This window comes from Rhizobium sp. 2YAF20, from assembly GCF_052114685.1.
Taxonomy (GTDB): domain Bacteria; phylum Pseudomonadota; class Alphaproteobacteria; order Rhizobiales; family Rhizobiaceae; genus Rhizobium.
The window spans coordinates 84,008-108,758 of the sequence record NZ_JBFRFF010000003.1 but is presented as its reverse complement, the minus strand read 5'-3'; the positions used below and the strand labels follow the sequence as shown (position 1 = coordinate 108,758).

General features: G+C 60.4%; 22 protein-coding genes. 9 read left to right on the top strand and 13 right to left on the bottom strand.

Annotated elements, in window-relative coordinates:
* Positions 1-137: 137 nt before the first annotated feature.
* The 5 genes from AB4Z52_RS06535 (at position 138) to AB4Z52_RS06515 (ending at position 5,219) form a co-directional block, all read left to right on the top strand.
* Entirely contained in the window at positions 138-1,106 is a 969-nt protein-coding gene (locus AB4Z52_RS06535) for an aliphatic sulfonate ABC transporter substrate-binding protein (protein WP_442217098.1), read from the top strand.
* A gap of 211 nt (positions 1,107-1,317) precedes the next feature.
* Positions 1,318-2,286, top strand: coding sequence for an aliphatic sulfonate ABC transporter substrate-binding protein (locus AB4Z52_RS06530; protein WP_442217097.1), 969 nt, complete (start codon positions 1,318-1,320; stop codon positions 2,284-2,286).
* 31 nt (positions 2,287-2,317) lie between these two features.
* Positions 2,318-3,493 (top strand): FMNH2-dependent alkanesulfonate monooxygenase, encoded by a 1,176-nt coding sequence (gene ssuD, locus AB4Z52_RS06525; RefSeq protein WP_442217096.1) that lies wholly within the window; start codon positions 2,318-2,320, stop codon positions 3,491-3,493.
* 27 nt (positions 3,494-3,520) lie between these two features.
* Positions 3,521-4,393 carry an aliphatic sulfonate ABC transporter permease SsuC gene (ssuC, locus tag AB4Z52_RS06520; protein ID WP_442217095.1) on the top strand — a complete coding sequence of 291 codons (873 nt, stop codon included), beginning with the start codon at positions 3,521-3,523 and terminating at the stop codon, positions 4,391-4,393.
* Positions 4,394-4,403: 10 nt separating this feature from the next.
* Entirely contained in the window at positions 4,404-5,219 is an 816-nt protein-coding gene (locus tag AB4Z52_RS06515; protein WP_442217094.1) for an ABC transporter ATP-binding protein, read from the top strand.
* Between the two features lie 14 nt (positions 5,220-5,233).
* On the opposite strand, the gene AB4Z52_RS06510 is transcribed toward AB4Z52_RS06515, so the two are convergent.
* The 5 genes from AB4Z52_RS06510 to AB4Z52_RS06490 form a co-directional block, all read right to left on the bottom strand.
* Complete coding sequence (locus AB4Z52_RS06510) at positions 5,234-6,049, bottom strand: methyltransferase domain-containing protein (RefSeq protein WP_442217093.1); 816 nt, start codon at positions 6,047-6,049, stop codon at positions 5,234-5,236.
* A 43-nt stretch (positions 6,050-6,092) separates the two neighbouring features.
* Complete coding sequence (locus AB4Z52_RS06505; RefSeq protein ID WP_442217092.1) at positions 6,093-6,359, bottom strand: usg protein; 267 nt, start codon at positions 6,357-6,359, stop codon at positions 6,093-6,095.
* Between the two features lie 203 nt (positions 6,360-6,562).
* Positions 6,563-7,393, bottom strand: a complete 831-nt coding sequence (locus tag AB4Z52_RS06500; protein WP_442217091.1) for an ABC transporter permease — start codon at positions 7,391-7,393, stop codon at positions 6,563-6,565.
* Positions 7,390-8,193: an ABC transporter permease gene (locus AB4Z52_RS06495; RefSeq protein ID WP_442217090.1), complete on the bottom strand. Its 804-nt coding sequence runs from the start codon at positions 8,191-8,193 to the stop codon at positions 7,390-7,392. Before AB4Z52_RS06495 ends, AB4Z52_RS06500 begins: the two co-directional genes overlap by 4 nt.
* 117 nt (positions 8,194-8,310) lie before the next feature.
* Positions 8,311-9,090, bottom strand: coding sequence for a transporter substrate-binding domain-containing protein (locus AB4Z52_RS06490; RefSeq protein WP_442217089.1), 780 nt, complete (start codon positions 9,088-9,090; stop codon positions 8,311-8,313).
* A 378-nt stretch (positions 9,091-9,468) separates the two neighbouring features.
* Between AB4Z52_RS06490 and AB4Z52_RS06485 the strand changes: the two genes are divergently transcribed.
* The gene (locus AB4Z52_RS06485) at positions 9,469-11,841 is read left to right on the top strand and encodes an OmpA family protein (protein WP_442217088.1); all 2,373 of its coding nucleotides are present in this window, start codon (positions 9,469-9,471) and stop codon (positions 11,839-11,841) included.
* Positions 11,842-12,038: 197 nt separating this feature from the next.
* Here the strand turns inward: AB4Z52_RS06485 and mobB are convergent, their stop codons facing one another.
* From mobB to AB4Z52_RS06470, 3 genes are read right to left on the bottom strand one after another with little or no spacing between them, the layout of a single operon-like run.
* Positions 12,039-12,563, bottom strand: a complete 525-nt coding sequence (gene mobB, locus AB4Z52_RS06480; protein WP_442217087.1) for a molybdopterin-guanine dinucleotide biosynthesis protein B — start codon at positions 12,561-12,563, stop codon at positions 12,039-12,041.
* Positions 12,560-13,201, bottom strand: coding sequence for a molybdenum cofactor guanylyltransferase MobA (gene mobA / locus AB4Z52_RS06475; protein WP_442217086.1), 642 nt, complete (start codon positions 13,199-13,201; stop codon positions 12,560-12,562). Before mobA ends, mobB begins: the two co-directional genes overlap by 4 nt.
* Positions 13,202-13,210: 9 nt before the next feature.
* Positions 13,211-14,122 carry a DMT family transporter gene (locus AB4Z52_RS06470; RefSeq protein WP_442217085.1) on the bottom strand — a complete coding sequence of 304 codons (912 nt, stop codon included), beginning with the start codon at positions 14,120-14,122 and terminating at the stop codon, positions 13,211-13,213.
* 335 nt (positions 14,123-14,457) lie between these two features.
* Between AB4Z52_RS06470 and AB4Z52_RS06465 the strand changes: the two genes are divergently transcribed.
* Positions 14,458-17,001: a methyl-accepting chemotaxis protein gene (locus AB4Z52_RS06465; protein WP_442217084.1), complete on the top strand. Its 2,544-nt coding sequence runs from the start codon at positions 14,458-14,460 to the stop codon at positions 16,999-17,001.
* A gap of 443 nt (positions 17,002-17,444) precedes the next feature.
* Here the strand turns inward: AB4Z52_RS06465 and moaA are convergent, their stop codons facing one another.
* On the bottom strand, positions 17,445-18,434 hold the full coding sequence (gene moaA / locus AB4Z52_RS06460; RefSeq protein WP_442217287.1) for a GTP 3',8-cyclase MoaA: 990 nt from the start codon (positions 18,432-18,434) through the stop codon (positions 17,445-17,447).
* A 276-nt stretch (positions 18,435-18,710) separates the two neighbouring features.
* Between moaA and AB4Z52_RS06455 the strand changes: the two genes are divergently transcribed.
* A complete protein-coding gene (locus AB4Z52_RS06455) occupies positions 18,711-19,085 on the top strand; it encodes a gamma-butyrobetaine hydroxylase-like domain-containing protein (protein WP_442217083.1) in 375 nt (124 codons plus the stop codon).
* Here AB4Z52_RS06455 and AB4Z52_RS06450 read toward each other — a convergent pair.
* Positions 19,025-19,447, bottom strand: a complete 423-nt coding sequence (locus AB4Z52_RS06450) for a hypothetical protein (RefSeq protein WP_442217082.1) — start codon at positions 19,445-19,447, stop codon at positions 19,025-19,027. The genes AB4Z52_RS06455 and AB4Z52_RS06450 overlap by 61 nt on opposite strands.
* An 11-nt stretch (positions 19,448-19,458) precedes the next feature.
* Here AB4Z52_RS06450 and AB4Z52_RS06445 point away from each other — a divergent pair, with 11 nt between their 5' ends.
* Positions 19,459-19,749 carry a hypothetical protein gene (locus tag AB4Z52_RS06445; protein WP_442217081.1) on the top strand — a complete coding sequence of 97 codons (291 nt, stop codon included), beginning with the start codon at positions 19,459-19,461 and terminating at the stop codon, positions 19,747-19,749.
* A gap of 220 nt (positions 19,750-19,969) precedes the next feature.
* Here AB4Z52_RS06445 and AB4Z52_RS06440 read toward each other — a convergent pair whose 3' ends face one another.
* From AB4Z52_RS06440 to fumC, 3 genes are all read right to left on the bottom strand, one after another.
* A complete protein-coding gene (locus tag AB4Z52_RS06440) occupies positions 19,970-21,037 on the bottom strand; it encodes a GGDEF domain-containing protein (RefSeq protein ID WP_442217080.1) in 1,068 nt (355 codons plus the stop codon).
* Between the two features lie 202 nt (positions 21,038-21,239).
* Positions 21,240-22,847: a fumarate hydratase gene (locus AB4Z52_RS06435; protein WP_442217079.1), complete on the bottom strand. Its 1,608-nt coding sequence runs from the start codon at positions 22,845-22,847 to the stop codon at positions 21,240-21,242.
* 182 nt (positions 22,848-23,029) lie between these two features.
* Positions 23,030-24,421, bottom strand: a complete 1,392-nt coding sequence (gene fumC / locus AB4Z52_RS06430) for a class II fumarate hydratase (protein ID WP_442217078.1) — start codon at positions 24,419-24,421, stop codon at positions 23,030-23,032.
* Positions 24,422-24,751 lie beyond the last annotated feature (330 nt).

The window sequence follows — 24,751 nt, the reverse complement described above, 5'->3', positions numbered from 1 at the left end:
CCAATCGCCCCGTTTCGGGGAATTGCAATTCGCAACGGCGCGCCGCACAACAAAATATATTGTCGATATAATTGGTAGATTTGCCATTATTATCGACACGGACAGTCGTTTCACCAGCTTATGGAAAAGGAACTCCCATGATTTCGCGCAGACAGACGCTCGGGCTCCTCGGCGCAGTCGCTGCCTCTTCGGCGCTTCCTTCCTTGCGGCCGGCCCAAGCGGCAGCGGCAACCACACTTCGGATCGGCTGGCAGAAGAACGGCGTGCTGGCACTTGCAAAACGGAAGGGCGCACTTGAAAAGCGGCTGGCGGGGCAGGGCGTTTCGATCGAATGGTCTGAGTTTACGTCAGGTCCGCCGTTACTTGAGGCGCTAGGCGCCGGCGCGCTCGACTTTGGCGCAACCGGCGACGTGCCGCCATTGTTCGCCCAGGCCGCGAACGGCAATCTCGTCTATGTCGGGCTCTATGTGGGCAGTCCGGACGCTTCCGCCATTGTGGTCCACAGGGATGCGCCAATCCGTTCGTTTGCTGATCTGAAAGGCAAGAAGCTGGCATTCAAGCGTGGCTCGAGTGCGCATAATGTTACCGTCAAGGCGCTGCGCAAGGGCGGGCTTACGCCAAGCGACGTCGAGGCCATCGATCTTTCCCCGCCTGACGCGGCTGCGGCGTTCAAGACAGGCGCCATTGATGCCTGGTCGATCTGGGATCCCTATCTGGCCATCGTGGAGGGCGACCCGAATACGCGCGTTCTCTCGACGGCGCGGGGGATCGTCGATAGCTACAGTTTTTTCCTTGGCAATGGCGATTTCACCAAGTCCAACCCGCAGGTCGTCTCCGATACGATCGATGAGTTGCACAAGGTCGGTGTCGCCGCGCAAGGTCACCTCGACGAGACCATCACAGCGTTGTCGGAGATCACCGGCGTATCGGCCGAGGTGACGCGCATAACATTGAGCCGACCAGGATCTGACCTCGGCAGCGTTTCGACGATCACAGACGCCGCCATTGCCTATCAACAGGGGCTGGCCGACGAATTCTACCAGTTGGGAATCGTGCCGAAAAAGCTTGATGTCAACGACATCGTCTGGAGACCCAAGGCGAGCTGATACTCTCGGCGGTTCACTTGCGCTCGAAACATGATGCCAGGCCCCCGGTCTCCGCAAAAATATTCCGCGCGGCTAAGAAGAATAGAAAATCTCTATTGTCGATATATTCTCTTGGCTATGCCACTATCGCCTTCAAGAGCGGCCTTGAGCCTGCTGAAACTGAAGGGATGGGCTCTGCAAGCGGAGCCTCGGCACGCCAGAAGGGGTTCTGATGATCACTCGCAGACAGACACTTGTATTAATCGGCGCCGGGGCCTCCGTTGCGCTGCTGCCGCAGGTGCGAGGCGCTCGGGCGGCGACCGGGCCGACGCTCAGGATCGGCTGGCAGAAGTTCGGTGTGGTGGCGCTTGCCAAGAGTACCGGCGCGCTTGAAAAGCGCTTCGCCGAAAAGGGCGTGACCATCGAGTGGAACGAGTTCACATCGGGGCCGCCGCTGCTGGAGGCCGTTGGTGCCGGCGCCCTGGATTTCGGCATCAGCGGCGACGTGCCGCCGCTGTTTGCGCAGGCAGCCGGCGGTGACCTGCTTTATGTCGGCGCCTATAAGGGGCCGGCGGCTTTTCATGGCCTGCTGGTTCACAAGGATGCGCCCTTTTGGAAAATCGAAGACCTAGAGGGCAAGAAGGTTGGCTACAAGCGCGGCTCCAGTGCCCATAACTTCGCGGTGAAGGCGCTGCGCAAGGCGGGACTTGCGGTGTCGGATATCACCGAGATCGACCTTTCGCCGCCCGATGCGGCGGCGGCCTTCAAGAACGGCAGCATCGATGCCTGGGCTATATGGGATCCGTTCTTCGCCGTGGCGGAGACCGATCCGCAGACGCGGGTGCTGACCACGTCCGAAGGCATCCTCGACAATTGGGGCTACTTCCTCGGCAACGGCGCCTTCACGGCGAAGAACCCCGAGTTGATCGCTGACGTGATCGACGAGCTTTCGAAGGTGGGGAAGGCCGCACAGGCCGATCTGGACGGCACCGTCAAATCGCTATCTGAGATCACTGGCGTTCCCGCCGCTATCACGCGCGTGACCTTGACCCGCAGCCAGGCCGACCTTGGCAAAGTGTCGCTCGTACCGCCTGAGGCGCTTGCCTATCAGCAGGCGCTCGCCGACGATTTCCACAGCCTCGGCATCGTTCCGAAGAAGCTGAATGTCAGCGATATCGTCTGGCATCCGAAAGCAAGCTGATCTCCTCGAATACGGTAACAGGACAATTGCCATGACCGCGACTTCCAAACCCATCGACTTCCTGTGGTTCATCCCGACCTCCGGCGACGGCACCTATCTCGGCTCGGCTGAGCTGAACCGGAGCACAGACATCGGCTATCTCCAGCAGATCGCCCAGGCCGTCGATCGGCTAGGTTTCTCCGGAGTGCTGTTGCCGACCGGAGTTTCATGTGAGGAATCCTTCGTAACGGCCGCGGTGCTTGCCGCCCATACGCAGAAGCTGCAGTTCCTGGTGGCCATCCGCCCGGGTACGGCTTCGCCGGCCTACTATGCCCGCCTCGCCTCGACGCTCGATCGCGTGTCCAACGGTCGCCTGCTGCTCAACATCGTCGTTGGCGGCAGCCCGGCGGAGCTTGCCGGCGACGGCATCTTCCTTGCCCATGACGAACGCTACGCCCACGCAGACGAATTCTTTACCGTCTTCGAGGAGCTGCTGGAGAAGGGCACTTCCACGCTGGACGGCAAGTACATCAAGGCCACCGGCGCGCGCCTCGGCTTGCCGCCGGTGCAGTCGCCGCGCCCGCCGCTCTATTTCGGCGGTTCGTCGGACGCGGGCATAGATTTCTCCGTCGGCAGGGTCGACAAATATCTTACCTGGGGCGAGCCGCCGGCCCAGGTCGCCGAAAAGGTCGAGAAGGTCCGGGCTGCCGCGGCTGCCAAGGGCCGCAAGGTCAGCTTCGGGATTCGCCTGCATTTCATCGTTCGCGAGACCGATGACGAGGCTTGGGCTGCGGCCGATCGCCTGATCTCCCATCTCGACGACAAGACGATCAGCGAGGCGCAGGAGCGTTTCGTCAAGGAGTCCGATTCCGTCGGCCAAAGGCGCATGGCGGCGCTGCACGGCGGCCGTCGCGACAAGCTTGAAGTCTCTCCCAACCTCTGGGCGGGCGTTGGGCTGGTGCGCGCCGGCGCCGGCACGGCGCTTGTCGGGTCTCCAAAGACCGTCGCGGCACGGCTGCGCGAATATCAGGAAATCGGCATCGAGACCGTAATCGGCTCGGGCTATCCGCATCTGGAAGAGGCTTATCGCGTCGCCGAGCTACTGTTTCCGGAACTCGGACTTTCGCGCAAGGAGCAACGCTCGAATTTCGACAACGAGTTTGGCGGCAGGCAGGTGTTTGCCGGCGGCAGCCATGGCGGCAATCTGAAGATCGTCTCCGGATCCTGACGGGCTAGAACAAGAGGAGATTAGTCCATGGCGGCATTCGACGCATCGTTGGCGCGGAGCAAAGTCCTGGCCAGATCAAGTACCGGAACGGCTATTGCAAGGTCCTCCGGCGGCCCCGCTGCCGCAGCCGGATCAGCTTCGACTTTGGCGGAGCGGTTGCTGCCCTATCTCGTGCCCGTGCTCATCGTGGCGGCCTGGCAGATCGGATCGTCGGCGGGGTGGATTTCCTCGCGGATCATGCCGTCGCCTGCCGACGTCGTTCTCGCTTTCTGGCAGACGACGATCTCGGGCCAGTTGCCGAGGGATATCGTCGTCAGCGCCGGTCGCGCGGTGGCCGGCCTCTTTGTCGGCGGGGCGATCGGCTTTCTGCTCGGCATCGCCAATGGCGTGTCGAGACAGTCCGAGCGGCTGACCGACACGACGCTGCAGATGCTGCGGACCATTCCGCATCTGGCGATGATACCGCTTGTTATCCTCTGGTTCGGCATTGGCGAGGAATCGAAGCTGTTCCTGACTTCGCTCGGCGTCCTCTTTCCCGTCTATCTCAACACCTATCATGGCGTTCGCAATGTCGACCGCGACCTGATCGAGATGGGCCGTGTCTACGGCATGGGCAACTGGACCCTGTTTCGCAAAGTGATCTTTCCCGGCGCACTGCCCTCGATCTTCGTCGGCCTGCGCTATGCGCTCGGTATCATGTGGCTGACGCTGATCGTATCCGAATCGATCGCCGCCTCTTCCGGCATCGGCCATATGGCCAACAATGCCCGCGAGTTCATGATGACCGACGTGGTTGTCCTGTCGCTGGTTATCTACGCCGTGCTCGGCAAGCTGGCCGACGTCGTGGCCAGGGCTCTGGAACGCAGGGCGCTCCGCTGGAACCCGGTCTATCAACATTGAGGACGAGATGATGAACGTTGTTGCCCACGAGCGTTTCCTCGCTGTCGAAATCAATGATGCACCGGTGGATGATCGGGCTATAGCAGCGGGCGCTGCCACTATCCGTGTCAGGGGTCTCGAAAAAGATTTCGGCGCCAACCGGGTGCTGCGGGGCATCGACCTCGATATCCCGGCCGGCCAGTTCGTTGCCATCATCGGCAAGAGCGGCTGCGGCAAGAGCACACTGCTGCGTATCCTGTTAGGGCTCGACGAGCCGACAGCAGGGAGCCTGAGCTTTCAGAGCGCCGACGGATCGCAGACACCGAACGCACGCATCGTCTTCCAGGAGCCGCGGTTACTGCCTTGGCTTTCGGCGGCGGACAATGTCGCGGTGGGCCTTGGCGAAGGTGTCTCGAACCTTGCGGGCAGGGCGAAGGCCCTGTCCGTGCTTTCCGAAGTGCAGCTCTCCGAAAAGGCGGGCGATTGGCCAGCGCAACTGTCCGGCGGCCAGAGGCAGCGCGTGGCGCTCGCCCGGGCGCTGGTCAGCAAGCCCGGCTTATTGGCGCTGGACGAGCCGCTCGGCGCGCTCGACGCCCTGACGCGCATCAGTATGCAAGGACTGCTCAACCGCGTCTGGCGCGAACTCGGCTTCACCGCAGTGCTGGTGACCCACGACGTCAGCGAAGCGGTACATCTTGCCGACCGCGTCGTTGTCCTCGACGAAGGCCGCATCGTGCTCGACATCCTCGTTCCCCATCCACACCCCCGCCGCCACGGCAACCCGGCGCTGGCGGAACTCGAGGGAAAGTTGTTGGCGGCTATTCTTGGCGCGGGACGGTTGTCCTAGTTGCCTGGGCGAGACTAACGCAGCCGAGCGATCACCAGATGCCCCGGTGTCGGCTCGCCGTCCTGCATACGGACGTTGATGTCGGTGATTTCGAGGGGGTCGAAGCCAGTGGCGGTCAGGCGTTCGCGGATGTAGCCTTCGGCATGGGCGAACCTTTGATGCGGGCCGACCACGTAGGGGCGTCCAGCCATCGTTTCGTCGGGCAGCGTCTCGGAGGAGAAGATAAAGAGGCCGCCGGCTTGGAGATTTTCCGCGGCGCCGAAGAATAGCGGCTCGAGGGCGCCAAGATAAGGCAGCACGTCGGTGGCGGTGATGATGTCGAAGGCTCCCTCGTCGTTGTCCTCGAGGAAATCCTCGACCTCGGCGACATAGAGCGTCTCGTAGACGTCTTTTTCGTGGGCGACTTCGACCATCTTTTCGGAGATGTCGATCCCGGTCATGTCGGCGACGATGTCGCGAAGCGTGCCGCCCGTCAGGCCGGTGCCGCAGCCAAGATCGAGCAGCCGCTTGAAGGGGCCGAGGCCTAGCGCCTGCAGACGCTGGCGCACCAGCATTGGCACGTGGTAGCCGAGTTGCTCGACGAGCACGTCCTCGAAAACTTCAGCATGTTGATCGAACAGGGTTTCGACATAGGCGTCGGGCGCCTTCGACGGCGTTTCGCCGCGGCCCATCGAGGCGATGCGAACGGCGGCGCCGCCATGATCTTCCGGGTCGATGGCGAGTACATCGCTGTAAGCCTCGACGGCTGCATCGATGTCGCCGGCTTTTTCCAGCGCCAGTGCGCGGTTATAGGCTTCCGCGAGCGCGTCTTCGTCGATTTTCTTTTTCATGCGGGCCTTTTATGCCGAGGCAAAAGGCGCCGCAACCGCTATTTCAGTTCAGGATGAATTCGCCTTTCAGCGCCCGCCAGTCGGTAGCGGAAATCAGCTTGCGATGAACGTAGCGGACGGAGTGCAGAGGACCGTCGAGTTTCTCCTGCCAGAATTTCAGGAATCCGTACATTTCGGGAAAATTCGGGGCCAGGTCGTATTCCTGCCAGAGATAGGTCTGGAGGATTGCGGGATGGTCTGGCAGTCGATAGAAGATCTGTGCCGTCGTCAGTCCATAGCCTTTCAGTTGCAGTTCCATTTCCTTGTGCATGGGGTCTCGCTTTCTGTTCCACCTTACGGATGACCGTGGATCGCCGAGGGGTTCCCCGATGATCACTGATGGTCATCCCAAATGTAAACATGTCATGCTTAACCCAGCATTTACAATTCCGTCATAAGTGGAAATTTTATTACGGAAATCAATATGTTAGCAGCGCGCCTCGTCGAGTGCTGCTAGAGTTCCGGCGCAAGGGCTCAACGCTTCAAGTGGCGCGTGAGCCGCGCCTCGAACCAGGCCCAGAGATGACGCAACGCTTCGACGATCGACAGGTAGAAGATCGCCGCCCAGAGGTATGTCTGGTAGTCGTAGGTCTGCGAAAAGGCGTATCGCGTCTCGCCCATCAGATCGAAAACGGTGATGATGGCGACGACGGCCGAGCCCTTGATCAGCAGGATGATTTCGTTGCCGTATGGGCGCAGCGCGACGATCAGCGCCTGCGGCAGGATGACTTTGTAAAAGGCGACGATCTTGTGGATGCCGAGCGAGGAGGCTGCTTCGTGCTGGCCCCGATGGACGCTTTCAATGGCGCCGCGCAGGATCTCCGTCTGGTATGCGGCAGTGTTCAAGGTCATGGAAAGAAGACCGCAATACCAGGCCTCGCGGAAAAACCACCAGAGGTCGACCGACTGCAGCTGTGGACGAAAACTTCCGAGGCCGTAATAGACGAGGAACAATTGTGCCAGCAGGGGCGTGCCGCGGAAGATGTAGACGTAAACATAGGCAAAGCCGCTGAAAAAGGGGTTTTTGGACATGCGGGCGAAGGCAAGCGGCACGGACAGCAGGGCGCCGAACACCACTGAAAAAGCGACGAGCTCAAGCGTAGTCATAAGTCCGTGCAGATAACGCGGCCCGAACTTGAAGAATTTCTCGTTGTCCCAGTTGGTAATCATCATCGCCAGCAGTGCCAGGCCGAGCAATATCCAAAGGCCGACGACGAAATGGCCGACGATACGCGCCGTTGTCACCTTCTTCATCAATTCCGGCGGAGCAGGTTGAGCCGGGATCAGGGCTTCAGCGTAACTCATCGGCGAACCTCCGCGCGCTTGGTCCAGCGGTCTATGAAGCCGAGGCCGATCGACGAGATTACGGCCAGCAACAGATAGAGAATGCAGGCCAGCGTATAAAAGAAGAATGCGTCCTTGGTGACGCGGACGGCGACGCCGGTCTGGCGCAGGATGTCGGAGAGGCCGATGATCGAGACGTAGGATGTGTCCTTCAGGAGATTCATCCAGAGATTCCCAAGGCCCGGCAGTGCTATGCGGATCAATTGCGGCAATACGATCAGCCTCATCGTGCCGGTGCGATGGAGGCCAAGCGAATCACCTGCCTCGTATTGCCCCTTGGGGATTGCGCGAAAGGCCGAAAGCAGCACTTCGGCGCAGTATGCAGAAAAGACGACTGATAAGGCGAGCATACCGGCGACGAACGCGTTGATCTCCACGCGGCCCTGATAGCCGATCGCCGCCAACGCCGATTGGATCAATATCTGCATTCCGTAATAGACGATGAACAGCGTCAGCAGCTCGGGCAGACCGCGAAAGATCGTGGTGTAGATGGCGGCGGCAAGGCGCACCGACTTTTCCGCCGATTGCTGGCCGAGCGCGACGATGAAGCCGATGACGAGGCCGACCGGCAGAGTGGCGACGGCAACGACGATCGTGACCTTGAGCCCGAGCGCAATTTCGTCGCCCCAGCCGGTATCGCCGCAGGCAAGAATGGTGTTGGAGCCGAACAGGGTAAAGATGCCGGCAGGGCCGCACATCGGATCAAGAATAGTGCTCAGCCAGTCCCAGAACGAGCCAAGCGCGGAAAACAATCCGCTCATACCAATTATTCCCCTTGGCGACTTTCTGCCGCTTTGATGTTGCTGCAACAGTTCAACAAAAATGGCGGAAGAGCAAGTCTTCCGCCATCATATTCCATCGGAGAAAACAACAGGTTCTCAGTCGCCGTAAACGTCGAAGTTGAAATATTTGTCCTGAATTTTCTTGTAGGTGCCGTCAGCACGGATCGCTGCGATGGCCGCGTTGAACTTGTCCTTTAGCGGATCACCCTGGCGAACGGCGATACCGGCGCCCTCGCCGTTGATGACCTTGTCGGTCGGTAGGGTGCCGAGCATCTTGCAGCACTTGCCGGCATCGGAGGCAACCCATTCCGACAGAACGACGACGTCGTCGATGACAGCGTCAATGCGGCCGTTTGCGATGTCGAGCTTGTACTCGTCAGCCGTCGGGTAAAGCTTCAGCTCGACGTCCTTCAGATGTGCTGTCGCGTAGTTGGCGTGGGTTGTCGAAGACTGCGCGCCGATCGTCTTGCCCTTAAGGCCGGCATCGGTCGCCTCTGTCGCAGTCGAATCCTTCGGCACGGCAATGGCCGGAGGCGTGTTGTAGATTTTGCTGGTGAAGTCGACGCTCTTTAAGCGCTCAGGCGTGATCGACATGGAGGAGACGATGGCGTCGAATTTCTTGGCTTGCAACGCAGGAATGATGCCGTCGAAGTCCTGATTGACGAAGGAGCACTTCACCTTCATCTGGTCGCAAAGAGCATTGGCTATATCGATGTCGAAGCCTTGGAACTTGCCGGCGGCGTCGAGCGATTCGAAGGGCGGATAGGTGGCATCGGTGCCGATGACCAATGTGTCACCGGCAGCCATGGCGACGCCTGACAATAGAGACATTGCGGCGAGTGAGGCAGCGGCGAAGAAACGGGTGGAGTTACGCATGTGGGTCCTCTCTGTTGGTACCGCGCGGTGTTGTTGTTTTCCGTGCGCGGCTGTGCGGGACTGCTCTTGGCTCGCCCCGGCTCCGATAATTTTGCTCTTTTCAAGGAAATTGCAACTGGAATTACGAAGCGATGATGCGATGCACAATTTGGGGCACAAATTCGGGGCGCAAATCGCGGCTGGTGTCCGCAAGCTGAACGCAACCCTGTCGGAGCGTTCATAGCGGGTTAATTCCAAGTTTCCTAAGACCTTGGGAACAAAGGCGAGCCTGACGCGTAATTGCCCAGGCTCGAACGCAAATTGGCCCCGTTCTGCCGCGATACCCCGGTGCCGTCCGGATTCGCGACGTGATGGAAAAAGAATTCAATGAGGAGACCCATGGGTAACAGATCCAGATTGTTCGCCAGCGCAGCCTTTCCCCTGCTATCGCTATCATTGATGCTCCAACCTGCCAATGCGGCCCTCTATCAACAGGGCAGCGTAAGCACCGTCAACGCCGGACAGGCCGGTGATGCCGGCTCCATTGAGGTTGCCCAGCAGGCAGCGCCGGATCCCGCCCAGGTCGAACAGGAACTCCTCAAGAAAAAGAAGGCCGAGGAGGGTCAGGCCCAACCGGAACCGAAACCCGAGAAGCACGCGCCTGCTGCCGAGCCCCAAGCTCCGAAGCCTCCCAAGCAGGAAGCTCCCAAGGTAGAGGCCCCGAAGGCAGAGGCGCCGAAGCAAGAAGCTCCGAAGCCTGCGCCTGCCGCCGAACCTCAGGCTGCCCCGAAGCCCAAGGCTGCTGTCGAGGCTCCCGCCGCGCAGCCTGAAGCCGCACCGAAACCGAAGGCGGCCGCAGCGCCCCAGGCCGCACCCGCAGAACCGGCTCCGGAAGCCAAGCCCAAGAAGCATGAGAAAGCGGCCGAACAGGCACCGGCAGCCGCGCCGGCACCGGCTCCAGAGGCCGCTCCAAAGCCGAAGGCCGCCGCTGCCGAGCAACCGGCTGCTCCTGCTGCCGAACCAGCCGCTCCGACGCAGCCCGAAGGCCAGCCGAAGAAACATCACAAGCCGCAGGACCAGACGGCCGAGCCCGCAGCGCCTGCAGCCGTTGTCCCAGCCGCTCCGGCAGCCCCCGCACAGCCGGCTGAAAAGCCGGCGCAGAAGCAGCCCGCCGAACAGCAGGCAGCTCCGGCGACCGAGAAGCCGGCACCGAAGGCCGAAGGGGCCAAGGAGCCTGCCAAGCAACAGCAGGGCGAGCAGCCAGCCGCGGCTCCAGCGGCTGAAAAGCCCGCTGCGCCGAAGACGCAGGCCGAGGGCCAGCCGGCAACGCCGGGCGAAAAGCCAGCGCCAGCCAAGCAGCCGGATGCTGCCCAGGCTCCCGGCAAGGCTCCGGTTCCTGCCGCGCCGGTAAATGCCGCCAACCCTCCTGCCACCGCACCCGCAAACGGCGCTGCCCCGGCCGTCAACGCCGCCCAGCAGGCCACGCCTGCTCCAGCAGGCGGAGAGACGGTCTCGCCGCAGGAACTCGAGCGTCGCAAGAAGATCGCCGAAAACCCGGCTGCAAGCCCGGGAGCCGGGCCGGTCATTCTGCCGGTGCAGAACGGCACCGCCGTCCTCGACAGCGATAAGGATGCTGCTCGACGCGGGCATCATCAGGGCAATGGCCAGGGTCAACCGACAAAGGCCGGGCAGCCTGCCGCGGCTTCAACGGGGCAGGCCGTACAACCCGTACCCGCAGGCCAGGCCGCTCCTCAACCCGCCGCAGCCGCTAACGTCCGCGCACCGACCTCGGATGCCGATGCGCAGCGCGCTTCGGGCGGGGTCCAGGCACCCGCCGTCAAGATCGAAGCGGTTACTAGCGAGCGGGGGCAACGCATGGATCAGCGGCCGAATTTCGCGGCACCTGACGGTGCCCGGATCGAGAACAACCAGGACAATCGCCTGATCATCAACTTCGGCGATGAAGTCTTCGTCCGCCACGATGATACGCAGCGCTTCACGCGCGATGGCGAACGTCCGAGCTACGAGCAGCTGGCCCGCGATCGCTATCGGGAAACGATCGATCGCCCCGATGGTGATCGCATCGTCACCGTGCGCAATCGCTACGGCGACATTATTCAGCGGTCTCGCATCGATGCCCGCGGGCGGGAATATGTGCTGTTCTATTCGCCCGAGCTGGAAAACCAGCCCAACCAGGACGACTATTACCGCGATCCGGGCGACGATCTGCCGCCGATGCGCCTGCGTATTCCCGTCAACCAGTACATCATCGATACGAGCGAGGACGAGAACCGGGACTACTACGACTTCCTGCGCCAGCCGCCGGTCGAGCCGGTGGAGCGGATCTATTCGCTGAACGAGGTGCGCTACTCCGCCCGTATCCGCGACAAGGTGCGCCGTATCGATCTCGATACGATCACCTTCGCCACGGGTAGTGCCGACATTCCGATGGTACAGGCAAAGACGATGCGCGGCATCGCCGAAGCGATGGGCAACATCATCAAGAAGGACCCGACGGAGACCTTCCTGATCGAGGGCCATACGGATGCCGTCGGCACGCCGCAGAGCAACCTTGTCCTGTCGGACAAGCGCGCCGAATCGGTCGCAAACGTCCTCACCGACGTCTACGGCATCCCGCCGGAGAACCTGGCATCGCAGGGATATGGCGAGCAGTACCTGAAGGTGCAGACCGATGGTCCGGAACAGCAGAACCGGCGAGTGACGATACGGCGCGTGACGGCGCTGGTTCGCCCTGTCGCATCACGTAACTAGGCGCGGTTCAGAGCAAAAATGGCAAGGGCCGTCGGGAAACCGGCGGCCTTTTCAAGTCGCAGGGAACAGAACTCGGGTGGCAGGCGACTACCTCCTCAACTTATTCCTATATTCCTATGATGGCTCTCCAATTAAGGTCACGTCCATGCGCAATGAACGCATGCTGATGCCAAACCCGATATCGAAGATGACGATGACTAGGAGCCTTGCGGCGGCGAAAGGCCGACTTTTGCGGCGATGAAATCGGCGATGGCCAATGTGTCGTCGAGGTCGAAGACCGGCAGCCCAGTGTCTTCGATGGCGTGATCGGCGGCGATCGCCACGATGTAGGGATCGTGCGGCGCCAAGGGTTCGCGGTTTGCAGCGGCGATCCGTCGCGCCTCAATTTTCGGGATCGGCTCGCGCTTGTATCCCTCGATCAATATCAGATCGCAGGGAGCGAGCCGCGCCAGGATTTCCATGAAGGAGGGCTCCGGTGCGCCGCGCATCTCGTGCATGATGGCATATCGGGTTTCGGAGACGAGGGCGACCTCGTGGGCACCGGCCTCACGATGGCGGAAGCTGTCGGCGCCGACCTTGTCGATATCGAAATCATGATGCGCATGCTTGATAGTGGAGATGCGGTAGCCACGGCCGGTGAACTCGGTGACGAGGCGAACGGCAAGGCCAGTCTTTCCGGAGTTCTTCCAGCCGGCAATTCCAAAGATCTTTGGTGCGGTCATCGGGGGAGTACCTTCAGCCATTGTTCGGCCTGCGCCAGGTCATCCGGCGTGTTGATGTTGAAGAATGGATCTAGCAGGCCTCGGGTCGTTTCGATCATCGCAAATTCGACTTTCCTCACCGGATGTCTTGCAAGGAAATCGCGAATCCGGTGCTTTTCGTCCGTTAGAAGCCAGCTTTCAAGGTCGTCGGCGATTGCCAGCGGCCACAGGCCGAAGACGGGATGATCGCGACCTTGCGACACGGCGATGGCGACATTCTGCGCTTCATTGAGCGAGCCCGCCAGCTGCGCGACCAAGTCTCGCGGGAAAAACGGACTGTCGGTCGGCACCGTCACCAGATGTGTCGCCAGCGGGTGAGTTGCAGCCACGTCGCGCAATGCGGCCAGCACGCCGGCAAGCGGTCCAGCCTTGTCGAAAAGAATGTCCGGAACAAGCCTCAGCCCCATCGGCAGTGGCCAATCCGGATCGGCGTTGAGCGCAAGGGCCGATACTTGCGGCGCGATCCGGGCCTTGATGCGCGTCAGCAGCTTTTCTCCGCCGAGCTCCGCCAGCGCCTTGTTGCTTCCCATCCTGGTGGAGCGGCCGCCGGCGAGGATGATGCCCGGGATCGTCTTCTGGTCTGCCTTGGGCACGGTCACTTTCTCGTCTCAGGCGGGGACCCGCGTTGCCGCTTCCAACGCCACCTTGTTGGCGTGAGCCCGCCGGCTCTCGCGGTAGAAGGTATAGAGTCCCGATGCAATGACAATGGTAGAGCCGATGCCGGTCCAGACGTCAGGCATTTCTGCAAAGAAGATCATGCCGAGCAGGGCCGAGAAGATCAGGCTGAGATAGCGCAAGGGCGCAACAACCGAGATTTCGCCGGTGCGCATGGCCTGGATGACGGACTGATAGCCGACGAGCACGGTGACGCCGGCAAGCGCTATGTGCGAGAATGAGGTCATGCTGACAGGCTTCCACCCGCCGAAAGGCAGGATGCAGAGCCCGCCGATGACCGAGACCGATATGGCCGTGCAGACGGTGATCATCAGCGAAGGGACATCCTTATCCACGCAACGCGTCGCCAGATCGCGGGCCGCGGTGATGAACATGCTGGCGACGACAAGCAGGGCCGCCTGGGTGAAGCCATCCGGGCCGGGACGGATGATGATCAGCACGCCGATGAAGCCGACGACGATCGCCGACCAGCGCCGCCAGCCGACCGGCTCCTTGAGGAAGAGCGCCGCGCCGAGGGTGACTGCAAGTGGGATCGCCTGCAGGATGGCCGAGGCATTGGCGATCGGCATCATCCCAAGCGCGGTGATATAGGTCACTGCCGCTCCCGCCTCGCAGATCACTCGCAGCAGGATCATCGGCTGCAAGATAACGCGCCACGAGCGAAGCGCGCCGACCCTTCGCGCCATGACATAGACGAGCGCGCTGGTGATCAGGCCGCGCAGCAACATGATTTCGCCGGCGTTCATGACAGGAATAACGGACTTGGACAGGGCATCCCCGCTCGAAAAAGCCGCCATGCCGACGGCCATGTAGAGCGCGCCGCGCTGGTTGTTCGTCAATGTCATGAAGAGATTCCCGAGTTCTATCGTGTCGTGATCTACTGCGGATTGGCATGAATTGAAAACACCGCGGTCGCCGCGGCGATCAAATTCGGTTTTATCTTGTAATATTGGTTGAGTGACGCTGGGTGGCGGCGTCTTATGGTGGTGAAGGCGGCCGAATTCTACAAATTTATGATGCAATTACATGCTTTTATGCTCGAAATTAATTGTTATTCAATCTTATTTCCCGAGGTTTAGGTTTAGTTTTGCATGACGCGAAAACTTCGACCGAAGCGCGACAGGAATGTGCATCCTGCCAAAGCCGGACATCAGGTTTGACCAATCCATTGGGGCGCGGCATGTTTTCCATCGATCGTCTGTTGCAAGGTCGTCGTATCGTTACGAAGGTCCTGATCTTTGTTGTTCCATTGGTCGTCCTCATCGCCGGTGTCGGCCTGCTTGGCTACCACACCGCCAACATCCTCAACGGGCACATGACCGTGACGCGGGCGACGATCGGCAACATCAGCGACTTCGAAAATCTGCAGGCAGCACTCCAGGAATTCACAACGGCGCCGACCGAGGAAACGCGCAAGGCGCTGGCTGAGAAGATCGATGCGCAGGAAGACGGCGCGCAGCGGCTGAACGGGTTGCTGTCGACCGATGAGCAGCGCCAGAAGGTGGCCACCGTCGGCGCGCTTGCCGCAAAGATGCGGACCCAGGCAAAAGCGCTCTGGGCGCTCAAGCAGAAGCAGGACGGAAGCATCGACAACATTGCCAAGGCGGTGCAGGGGATCGAAGCGAACGGACAGGCGGCGGCAAAGCAGATCGACATCATCCGCAAGGATTTTGGCGACAAGGAAACATTCGCCAAGGAGCTGCTCTACGATTCATCCGCCTTCAAGGGCCTGATCGACAAGATGGGCAAGCTGCGTGTGCAGGTGCAGATGTCGGCCGATTCGAATGAAGAAATAACCGATGCGCGGCTCTATCTCGATGCGATTTTGAAGCAGCTGACCGTTTCCCAAGCTCTCGTCTCCAAGCGCGGTGCTCCGCTGCTTGCCGGGGTTGCCGATGCTGCTAACAAATTCGATGCGATCCTGAAAAGCAGCGACAGCGCCGATCAGAAGGTGCAGAATTTCGGACCGCTGCTGCAGGCATTCGTAAAGAGTGAAGGCGACATGTCGCTGCAGGCGACCAAGAACAGCGATATGGCGGCTGATCGCTTCGTCAGCCTCGACAAGATCATCGATGGTCAGAAGGAGCTGCTCGGATATGTCGATCAGGCCCTGCGGCTGATCGATCGCCTCCAGTTGCATGAGAGCCGCATGGTCAACCTGCGCGACGATGCTTCGCGCGCCACCGTGCTTGCCGATCTCAAGGATCTGATGGATGCAGGCACCAAGATCACCGCGCTCGGCCAGACGAACAGCACAATGCGCGACTTCGCTCCTCATAACCAACCACTCAGCGTCGGCCTCGAAAAGGCTTCCGCTGACATGATGCAATCGGCTGCGGACTGGAAGAAGACGCGTGTTGAATCCAATGCCCTGCTCGCCGACGCCATGGCATCGCTGCGCACCTTCGTTGCCCAGGCGCAGGAAATCGGCAAGGAAGACAGCACCCGTTCGGCAAATGTCTCCGTCTTCGTGATGATCCTCGGGACGCTGCTGGCGATTGCCGGTGGGCTGATGCTCGTCGAGGCGCTTCGTGCGCCGCTGAAGCGCGTAACGGAAATCATGACGAGGCTAGCGAGCGGTGATCTGGAGGTCGCGATCGACGGGCGCAACCGGCGCGACGAGATCGGCGATATGGTCCGCTCGGTCAGCGTCTTCCGGGATGCCGCAGTTGAAAATGTCCGGCTGGAGCGTGAGGCGGAAACGGCGCGTGCCGTGTCGGCAGAGGATGCGGAGCGTCGCGGCGCCGAGCGCGCGCGGATTGAATCCGAGCAGAAGCAGGCGCTGACAGCACTTGCGGATGTCTTGAGCAAGCTTGCCGAGGGCAATCTCGAGGACGAGATGCGCGAGGATCTGTCGGCCGACTTCATCGACATGGCCTTCACCTATAATCACGCGATCCAGGCGCTGAGAGAGACGTTGGCCGACGTGCGCACCACGGCTGAGGAGATCAAGGGCGGCACGGGGAACCTTGCAAGCTCCGCCGATGATCTCGCACGCCGCACCGAACAGCAGGCGGCAGCACTGGAACAAAGCTCACGCGCGCTCCGGCATTTGAGTTCCGTCGTGGGCTCGACGGCCGAACGCGCCAAACAGACCGCAGTCACCGTCAACGAGACCCAGGCTTACGCGACGCAGTCTGGCGACGTTGTCGCCAAGGCGGTCGGCGCGATGAGCGAAATCAATCGTTCCTCGGAGAAGATCAGCAACATCATCAGCGTCATCGACGAGATTGCCTTCCAGACCAATCTTTTGGCTCTCAACGCCGGTGTCGAGGCGGCGCGGGCAGGCGAGGCTGGTCGCGGATTTGCCGTTGTCGCCCAGGAAGTCCGCGAACTGGCGCAGCGCTGCGCCAATGCAGCAAAGGAGATCAAGGGGCTGATTTCGGCAAGCTCGGCCCAGGTCCGCAACGGTGTGCTGCTTGTCGAACAGACAGGCTCGGCGCTGAGCCAGATCATCAACCACGTCACCGGCGTCCAGAAGCTCGTCTCCGAGATATCGGCCGCAACCGCAGAACAGTCGACCGGCATCGCCGAAGTCACCCATGCCGTCAACCAGGTCGAGCTGATCACGCAGAAGAATGCTGCGATGGTCGAGGAAAGCAACGCCGAGATCCACGGCCTGCGCCAGCGCGTCGACCTGCTTGCCGAGAAGATCGATCGTTTCCGCACGGGCGATGGCGAGAGCGACGCGGATTATCGGGGCTACGATTACAGGGCTGCTTGATCGTCTCAGGCTGTTGCTGCAACTAACAAAGGCCGGGTTTTCGCCCGGCCTTTTCAATGTGCGCCCACCATGTGTGCGCTGTTGTGGGTACAAGTCCCACCGTAAGCTGGTCATGGCAAGTGAAGTGAAGCGCAACTGCGGAAGGGTGACCGACCGTGCGGAGGAAGCGTCGATCGAACCTGCGGGCCGATGGACAAGAACCGGATCTGAGGCGATGCCGACCAGGGCGAGCGGGCAACGAACCGCGAAAGCTCTTGTGACCAAGGGGCGGCAGCGTAAATCCGGCGGTCGTGCAGGGAAGGAGTGCGTTCTTATCTAGGGAGATCTCGCCTCGCATGCCGGGTGGTGTGGGAGGGGCGGAGCCACTAGGCTCCCCCCTATCCCGATCGGCAAACGTTTCGCAAGATAGTTTTCGCCAGTTCAGGCTATCCCTCCGCCCCAAGTCACCCGCCGGTGACGCTCATGTGGCGGGCGACGGCGGGGCGATTATGGGTGCGGTCGATGATGAAGTCGTGCCCCCTAGGCTTGCGGGTGATGGCTTCGTCGATCGCTGCGTTGACAAGGGCGTTGTCTTCGGAGGCGCGCAGCGTCGAGCGCAAGTCGGCGGCGTCGTTCTGGCCGAGGCACATATAGAGCGTGCCGGTGCAGGTGACGCGCACGCGATTGCAGCTCTCGCAGAAATTATGGGTCAACGGGGTGATGAAGCCGAGCCTGCCGCCGGTCTCGGCGACGGTCACGTATCTTGCCGGTCCGCCGGTCGCGTAGGTGCTCTCTGTGAGCGTGAACTGCTTTTCCAGATCGGCGCGCAATTTCGACAGCGGCAGATATTGGTCGGTGCGGTCCTCGTCGATCTCGCCCATCGGCATGGTCTCGATGACGGTGAGGTCCATGCCGCGGCCATGGGCGAACCTTAGGATTTCCGGCATCTCGGCCTCGTTGAAGTCCTTGAGAGCCACGGTGTTGAGCTTGACCTTCAATCCAGCCTTCTGCGCAGCTTCGATGCCTTCCATGACTTTCGACATGTCGCCCCAGCGGGTGATTGCGTGGAACTTGTCGGCGTCAAGGGTGTCGAGCGAGACGTTGATGCGGCGAACACCGCAATCGTAAAGTTCCTGCGCGTGGCGGGCGAGCTGCGAGCCGTTAGTGGTAATGGTCAGCTCGTCCAGCGTGCCGGCCATGACGTGGCGCCCAAGCTCGCGCACCAGGAACATGATGTTCTTGCGCACGAGCGGCTCGCCGCCGGTCAGGCGTATCCTGCGGACACCCTTGGCGATGAAGGCTGAACAGAGACGATTGAGCTCTTCGAGCGTCAACAGGTCCTTTTTCGGCAGGAAGGTCATATTTTCCGCCATGCAATAGGTGCAGCGGAAATCGCAACGGTCGGTCACGGAAACGCGCAAGTAGGTGACAGCCCGGCCGAACGGGTCGATCATGGGGGACGCATTCGCGATGAGGGGCGAGGCGTTGCCGATGGAACCTACGATGCTATTCACAAAAATCTCCGCATTCCTATGAATGTGTGCATAGGCGATTGTTGCGTCAAGGGAAACAGCGGTAAAAGACACTTGCATGCAAAAGATCGGCAGCCTACTCCTGCGGGTGCTAGACCTGGATGAGGTATCGTTTTGCTCCAGGTCGTGATTTGCCATGATCCTCGAGAGCCGTTTCTGGGCTTTCGGATTGTGGCTGATACAAAGGTGGGGAAATTGATGGGCGATGTGTGGCCGACCGAATTGCGGGTATCGAAGGACCGGCAGCATCTGCAGGTGACCTTCAATGACGGGGCAAACTTCGATATCTCCGCCGAGCTGATGCGCGTCCTTTCGCCTTCGGCCGAGGTGCAGGGCCACGGGCCGGGCCAGAAGGTCACCGTTCCCGGCAAGCGCAATGTCGCGATCATTTCGATGACGCCGACGGGGAATTACGCGGTGCGCGTCGGGTTTGACGACATGCATGATACAGGAATTTTCACCTGGACCTATCTGCGCGAGCTCGGCGAGAATGCTGCGTCGCTTCTGGCTGCCTACGAGGCGGAACTGAAGGAGAACCGCATGAGCCGCGATGTCTCGGAAAAGCCGCGCTGATACGACGGAAGCGAAACGAATGGGGGCGCCAGGTGCCCGCCAAGCCACCCTCTCAGCCAAGGCGGAAGTAGAAGCCGGCGCCGGTGCTTGCTCCTTTTCCGGTGCGTCTCGATGATGTGGGACAGCGGGGGGATCGTCCAGCGATCGACCATGCTGTAGTCCAAGGCCTGCACATCCCCGATAAACGCTCCTTCGGCGCGGATCTGATAGGACAGGTGGGACTTGCCGATGCGCTCGAGAGTGACCACGGTTTCGCCGTCTCTAACCGCAACCTTGTAGAGAATGAGATGGGTCGGCAGTTTCTGCATCCGCCGCAGCAGAGCGGAGAGCGGCATATCGAGATATTGCATCAGGCGCGACATTTGGTGCCGACGTGGCCTCCCGCATCAATCAGGCCATCGATCTCGCCAAGGAGAGGGCGCAGCCAGAAAAGGACCGGATAATCCCAGGGAGCAACGCGGGACATCTGGGCGAGCGCGACATCGGCGACGTCCTCGTGGTCATATCCTGCAAGCCCCGGCTCTGCGCCTTGGAGAATGCCTTTTCATGGGAGGAGAAAGCACCGGTAAAGCGCCTTTCAAATGGCGAAAGATCGCAGCCGTTCCGTGATCGCGTGCAACGGTGCGGCTTCATTGTGGACGGCATTGAAGGATGGTCTCAATAGGTCGCGGGCATAACTCGACACAGTTGGCGTTCCAGTTGGGCCGAAGCACCTGACAATCCGACCGTAGGGAACCTTTGAAATAGCAATCAATGCGGGCGATCGAACGAAGCAGCGTTCAAGCCTTAAATGGCCTGCCGCAATCAATGCTTGCTAAAGGAGGGGCCAACTACCTCTCAATTCGTCGGATGAAGTAGGCAAACCGACTATGCGCCGTCCGCGATCAACCCTTATAAATCAACCAGCTCTTGCTGAAATCTCTCTGCATTCCCTGTTGATAGAGGGAAGAGCAGTTGCGCCCGGAATTCTTGGCGATATAGAGCGCGGTATCGGCATTACTGTAGAGTTCGCCCGGATCGGCGGCTTCCGAGCCCATGCAAATGCCGAGCGAGATCGTCACCGGACCGTAGTCGATGCGGGTGCGGGAATTCTTGAACGGCGTTGCTTCAAGCGTGCGGCGGATGCGCTCGCAGATGGCTGTCACCTCGTCGGTGGTATTGCCCTCGATGATAAGGGCGAATTCCTCGCCGCCGGTGCGGGCAACGAACACGTCGCGCCGAACGTTGGAGCGGATGACCGAGGCGACCGTCGCCAGGATCTTGTCGCCGACCGGGTGGCCGTAGGTATCGTTGATCTTCTTGAAATGATCGATGTCGGCCAGTACCAGCGCGGTCACAGGCTTGGTCATGGGATTGTCGAAGACGTTGGCAAGGCGGTCGTCGAAGGCGCGGCGGTTGGATAGCCGGGTCAGTGAGTCCGTGTTGGCAATCCGCTTGTATTCGTCCAGTTCCTTGCGAACCAGGTCCATTTCCTGCGAGCGCTGTGCGACGTTTTCGACCGTCTTTTCGCCGTGCGCCATGGTGAAGCCGGTCGCTTCGCTCAGAATGTCTATTGCGCTGCTGAGGAGTTCGGTGCTGGTCGTGGTCTTGGAGTTGATGCGGTTGACCGTTTCGCCGAGCAGCTTGTTGTAGCTCGCAAGCGAGGACTGCTCCTGCTTCAGCACGCGAAGCACGGAATCGAGTTCCGAAATAATTCGCGAATGCGCATGGTCGAATACCACGCCGGCATTGTGTGAAGAATATTGCGCGCCGATCTTGTCGAGCTCTTCTTGCGTGGCGTTGCTGCCAAGCGCTGCGAGCTCGCGGGTCAATGCCGGGTTGGATCCGATATAGGCTTCGTAGAAGAGTTCGTAGTTGCGGGGTATCGGCGCGACGCCCATTGAGCGCATGGCGAAGGTGACCTGTCCCGCGACGTCGGGAAGTTGCGCTTTGGGCGCTAGCACCGTGCTCATCGGCGAACTCCTGAAATAGTTCAAATTGTCCTTATTTTTGTTAGCTTAAAATTCTTTTGAAAAGATTAAGACGGCGAGTATCAAAGATCACGCGAAACGTATGATTTTTGCCATTACTTGCTAATTCGCTTAATAAAGCAACTGATGAAAGTAACTTTTGAACATAGGAAGAGGCGCCGCGGAGACGCCTCTTTTGTTTCACTCAGCCGAGATTGAGTTCCTGGAAGAAGTCATTGCCCTTGTCGTCGATGACGACGAAGGCGGGGAAATCTTCGACCTCGATCTTCCAGACGGCCTCCATGCCAAGTTCCGGATATTCCAGCACCTCGACTTTCCGGATGCAGTCCTGCGCCAGGCGAGCGGCCGGTCCGCCGATCGAGCCGAGGTAGAAGCCGCCGTGCTTCTTGCAGGCTTCCCTGACCGCGCGTGACCGGTTTCCCTTGGCCAACATCACCATTGAGCCGCCGAATGACTGGAACTGATCGACGTAGCTGTCCATGCGCCCGGCAGTTGTCGGACCGAAGGAGCCTGAGGCATAGCCGACCGGGGTCTTGGCCGGACCGGCGTAGTAGACTGGATGGTTCTTCAGATAGTCCGGCATTCCCTCACCACTTTCCAACCGCTCGCGGATTTTGGCGTGCGCCAGATCGCGGGCGACGATGATGGTGCCAGTCAGCGACAGCCGCGTCTTGACCGGATGCCTGGAAAGCTCGGCAAGGATTTCTGCCATCGGCCGGTTGAGATCGATGCGGACCATCGATTCCGACAGCTTCTCCTCGTCGATGTCAGGCATGTATTTCGACGGATCGGTCTCGAGCTGTTCGACAAAGATACCGTCGCGCGTGATCTTTCCCTTGGCTTGCCGATCGGCCGAACAGGAAACGCCAAGACCGATCGGCAGCGATGCGCCATGGCGCGGCAGGCGGATAACGCGGACGTCGTGACAGAAATACTTGCCGCCGAATTGCGCGCCGACGCCCATCTGCTGCGTCAGCTTGTGGATCTCCTTTTCCATCTCGATATCCCGGAAGGCATGCCCGCTTTCGGAGCCTTGCGTGGGAAGACAGTCGAGATAGCGCGCCGAGGCGAGCTTCACGGTTTTCAGGTTCATCTCGGCCGAGGTTCCGCCGATGACGATCGCCAGATGATAGGGGGGACAGGCCGCAGTGCCGAGCGTCAGGATCTTTTCCTTGAGGAAATCGACCATACGGTCATGGGTCAGAAGCGATGGCGTGCCCTGGTAGAGGAAAGTCTTGTTGGCCGATCCGCCGCCCTTGGCAACAAAGAGGAATTCATAGGCGTCGGTGCCTTCCTCATAGATATCGATCTGGGCGGGGAGGTTGTTTTTCGTGTTCTTCTCCTCGAACATCCTGATCGGCGCCAGCTGGGAGTAGCGCAGGTTCTTCTTCTCATAGGCATCCATGACGCCGGCGGCGAGCGCTGCATAGTCGCCGCCTTCGGTCCAGATGCGACGGCCCTTCTTGCCCATAATGATCGCCGTGCCGGTGTCCTGGCACATCGGCAAGACGCCGCCGGCAGCGATGTTGGCATTCTTCAGTAGATCATAGGCGACGAAGCGGTCGTTCTCCGTCGCCTCGGGGTCTTCGAGGATCGAGGCAAGCTGTTTCAGGTGACCGGGGCGCAGGAGATGGTTGATGTCGGCGAAGGCAGTTTCGGCAAGAAGCCGGATGCCCTCTGGTTCGACGGTCAGCACATCCTGCCCCTTGAAATTATCGACCGAGACATGGTCGCTCGAGATCTTGCGGTAGGGAGTGGCGTCCACGCCAAGGGGGAAGAGATCGTCAGCCATGGTGTGACCTTTCGGAAAGGCAAAGGAAATCCCGCCCGGTCTAATGGGAGGACTATCCAAATGCAATTGTCTCTGTGTGCTGCTTCTATCTCAGCGCGATTGTTGCCCCCGGGACAAGGTCATCCTGGCTCGGGGCGAGGGCGCGCAATGCCTCAGTGGCATCTCGCCTGGCCACCATCATCTCATTTCGGCCCGATCATCGTCTCCGGGCGGACGATCGCGTCGTATTCCTGCGGGGTGACCAGGCCGCTGGCGAGAGCCTCCTCCTTCAGCGTCGTGCCGTTCTTATGTGCGGTCTTGGCGATCTTGGCCGCGTTGTCGTAGCCGATCTTCGGCGCAAGCGCCGTCACGAGCATCAACGAGCGCTCGAGACCGGCCTTGATATTATCCTCGCGCGCCTCGATGCCGACGACGCAATTGTCGGTGAAGGAGACGGCGGCGTCGCCCAAGAGTTGTACCGACTGCAGGAAATTATAAGCCATCATCGGATTGTAAACGTTGAGCTCGAAATGGCCCTGGCTGCCGGCAAAGGTAATGGCGGCATTGCTGCCGAAGACGTGGGCGCAAACCTGCGTCATCGCCTCGCATTGGGTCGGGTTGACCTTGCCCGGCATGATCGACGATCCCGGTTCGTTTTCCGGCAGCGAGAGTTCCCCAAGCCCGGCGCGTGGCCCGGAGCCGAGCAGACGGATGTCGTTGGCAATCTTGAAGAGGCCGGTGGCAGCGGCGTTGATCGCACCGTGGCTAAAGACCATCGCGTCGTGAGCCGCCAGTGCCTCGAACTTGTTTGGCGCGGTGACGAAGGGCAGGCCGGTAATCCCTGCAATTTCATCGGCGACCTTCTCGGCAAAACCGATCGGTGCATTGAGGCCGGTGCCGACGGCTGTGCCGCCCTGGGCAAGTTCGTAGAGCCCCGGCAGGGTAAGCTCGATACGCTTGATCGCCGAGGCGACCTGCGCCGCGTAACCGGAAAATTCCTGGCCGAGCGTTAAAGGTGTTGCATCCTGGGTATGGGTGCGGCCGATCTTGATGATGTGGGCGAAGGCCCTGACCTTCACCTCTAGCGCGCCGTGCAGATGCCTCAGGGCGGGTAGGAGGTGATGGACAATCTGTTCGGCGCAGGCGATGTGCATCGCGGTGGGGTAGGTGTCGTTCGACGACTGGCTCATGTTGACGTGATCGTTTGGATGCACCGGCTTCTTCGATCCCATGACGCCGCCGAGCATTTCGATCGCCCGGTTCGAGATGACCTCATTGGCATTCATGTTCGATTGGGTGCCCGATCCAGTCTGCCAGACCACGAGGGGGAAGTGGTCGTTGAGCTTGCCGTCGATGACTTCCTGAGCCGCTGCTGCGATCACCTTTCCGAGTTCGGGATCGAGATGGCCGAGTTCGACATTGGCGCGGGCAGCCGCCTGTTTGACGATGCCGAGCGCGCGGACGATCGATAGCGGCTGCTTTTCCCAACCGATCTTGAAGTTGCCGAGCGAACGCTCGGCCTGAGCACCCCAGTATCGGTCGCTTGCCACTTCGATCGGGCCAAAAGTGTCGGTTTCCGTGCGGGTCGAGGTCATGGAATGGCTCTTTCCTGATGCTGCGAATGGTGACGATCTCTTAACGCGAGTTGGGGCGTTATATAGGTCGGATCGACGCTCAATAAAACCTGGAAAGCTGTCTTTCACGTTCGGCAACGATGATTTTTCGGTGGGTTTCAGAGCCGTGCCTTTTATGACACGGCGCGAAGATATTAATTTTGGCGCCGGTCGCCGTCTTCAAAACACCGCACAAAATAGAGTAAAAAATTAACCAATAATTTCATAATTTTGTGTGAGCTATGCGGCGAGTAACGGCGCGCCTTTCTCACGTAAAGTTGAGGTGCGGAACTACCGGCAGGGCCATGCCGT

Excerpts from the sequence above, each read along its gene's own strand:
- AB4Z52_RS06535 (WP_442217098.1), top strand. The coding sequence starts at position 138 with ATGATTTCGCGCAGACAGACGCTCGGGCTCCTCGGCGCAGTCGCTGCC.
- AB4Z52_RS06530 (WP_442217097.1), top strand. The coding sequence starts at position 1,318 with ATGATCACTCGCAGACAGACACTTGTATTAATCGGCGCCGGGGCCTCC.
- ssuD (WP_442217096.1), top strand. The coding sequence starts at position 2,318 with ATGACCGCGACTTCCAAACCCATCGACTTCCTGTGGTTCATCCCGACC.
- ssuC (WP_442217095.1), top strand. The coding sequence starts at position 3,521 with ATGGCGGCATTCGACGCATCGTTGGCGCGGAGCAAAGTCCTGGCCAGA.
- AB4Z52_RS06515 (WP_442217094.1), top strand. The coding sequence starts at position 4,404 with ATGAACGTTGTTGCCCACGAGCGTTTCCTCGCTGTCGAAATCAATGAT.
- AB4Z52_RS06510 (WP_442217093.1), bottom strand. The coding sequence starts at position 6,049 with ATGAAAAAGAAAATCGACGAAGACGCGCTCGCGGAAGCCTATAACCGC.
- AB4Z52_RS06505 (WP_442217092.1), bottom strand. The coding sequence starts at position 6,359 with ATGCACAAGGAAATGGAACTGCAACTGAAAGGCTATGGACTGACGACG.
- AB4Z52_RS06500 (WP_442217091.1), bottom strand. The coding sequence starts at position 7,393 with ATGAGTTACGCTGAAGCCCTGATCCCGGCTCAACCTGCTCCGCCGGAA.
- AB4Z52_RS06495 (WP_442217090.1), bottom strand. The coding sequence starts at position 8,193 with ATGAGCGGATTGTTTTCCGCGCTTGGCTCGTTCTGGGACTGGCTGAGC.
- AB4Z52_RS06490 (WP_442217089.1), bottom strand. The coding sequence starts at position 9,090 with ATGCGTAACTCCACCCGTTTCTTCGCCGCTGCCTCACTCGCCGCAATG.
- AB4Z52_RS06485 (WP_442217088.1), top strand. The coding sequence starts at position 9,469 with ATGGGTAACAGATCCAGATTGTTCGCCAGCGCAGCCTTTCCCCTGCTA.
- mobB (WP_442217087.1), bottom strand. The coding sequence starts at position 12,563 with ATGACCGCACCAAAGATCTTTGGAATTGCCGGCTGGAAGAACTCCGGA.
- AB4Z52_RS06470 (WP_442217085.1), bottom strand. The coding sequence starts at position 14,122 with ATGACATTGACGAACAACCAGCGCGGCGCGCTCTACATGGCCGTCGGC.
- AB4Z52_RS06465 (WP_442217084.1), top strand. The coding sequence starts at position 14,458 with ATGTTTTCCATCGATCGTCTGTTGCAAGGTCGTCGTATCGTTACGAAG.
- moaA (WP_442217287.1), bottom strand. The coding sequence starts at position 18,434 with ATGATCGACCCGTTCGGCCGGGCTGTCACCTACTTGCGCGTTTCCGTG.
- AB4Z52_RS06455 (WP_442217083.1), top strand. The coding sequence starts at position 18,711 with ATGGGCGATGTGTGGCCGACCGAATTGCGGGTATCGAAGGACCGGCAG.
- AB4Z52_RS06450 (WP_442217082.1), bottom strand. The coding sequence starts at position 19,447 with ATGTCGCGCCTGATGCAATATCTCGATATGCCGCTCTCCGCTCTGCTG.
- AB4Z52_RS06440 (WP_442217080.1), bottom strand. The coding sequence starts at position 21,037 with ATGAGCACGGTGCTAGCGCCCAAAGCGCAACTTCCCGACGTCGCGGGA.
- AB4Z52_RS06435 (WP_442217079.1), bottom strand. The coding sequence starts at position 22,847 with ATGGCTGACGATCTCTTCCCCCTTGGCGTGGACGCCACTCCCTACCGC.
- fumC (WP_442217078.1), bottom strand. The coding sequence starts at position 24,421 with ATGACCTCGACCCGCACGGAAACCGACACTTTTGGCCCGATCGAAGTG.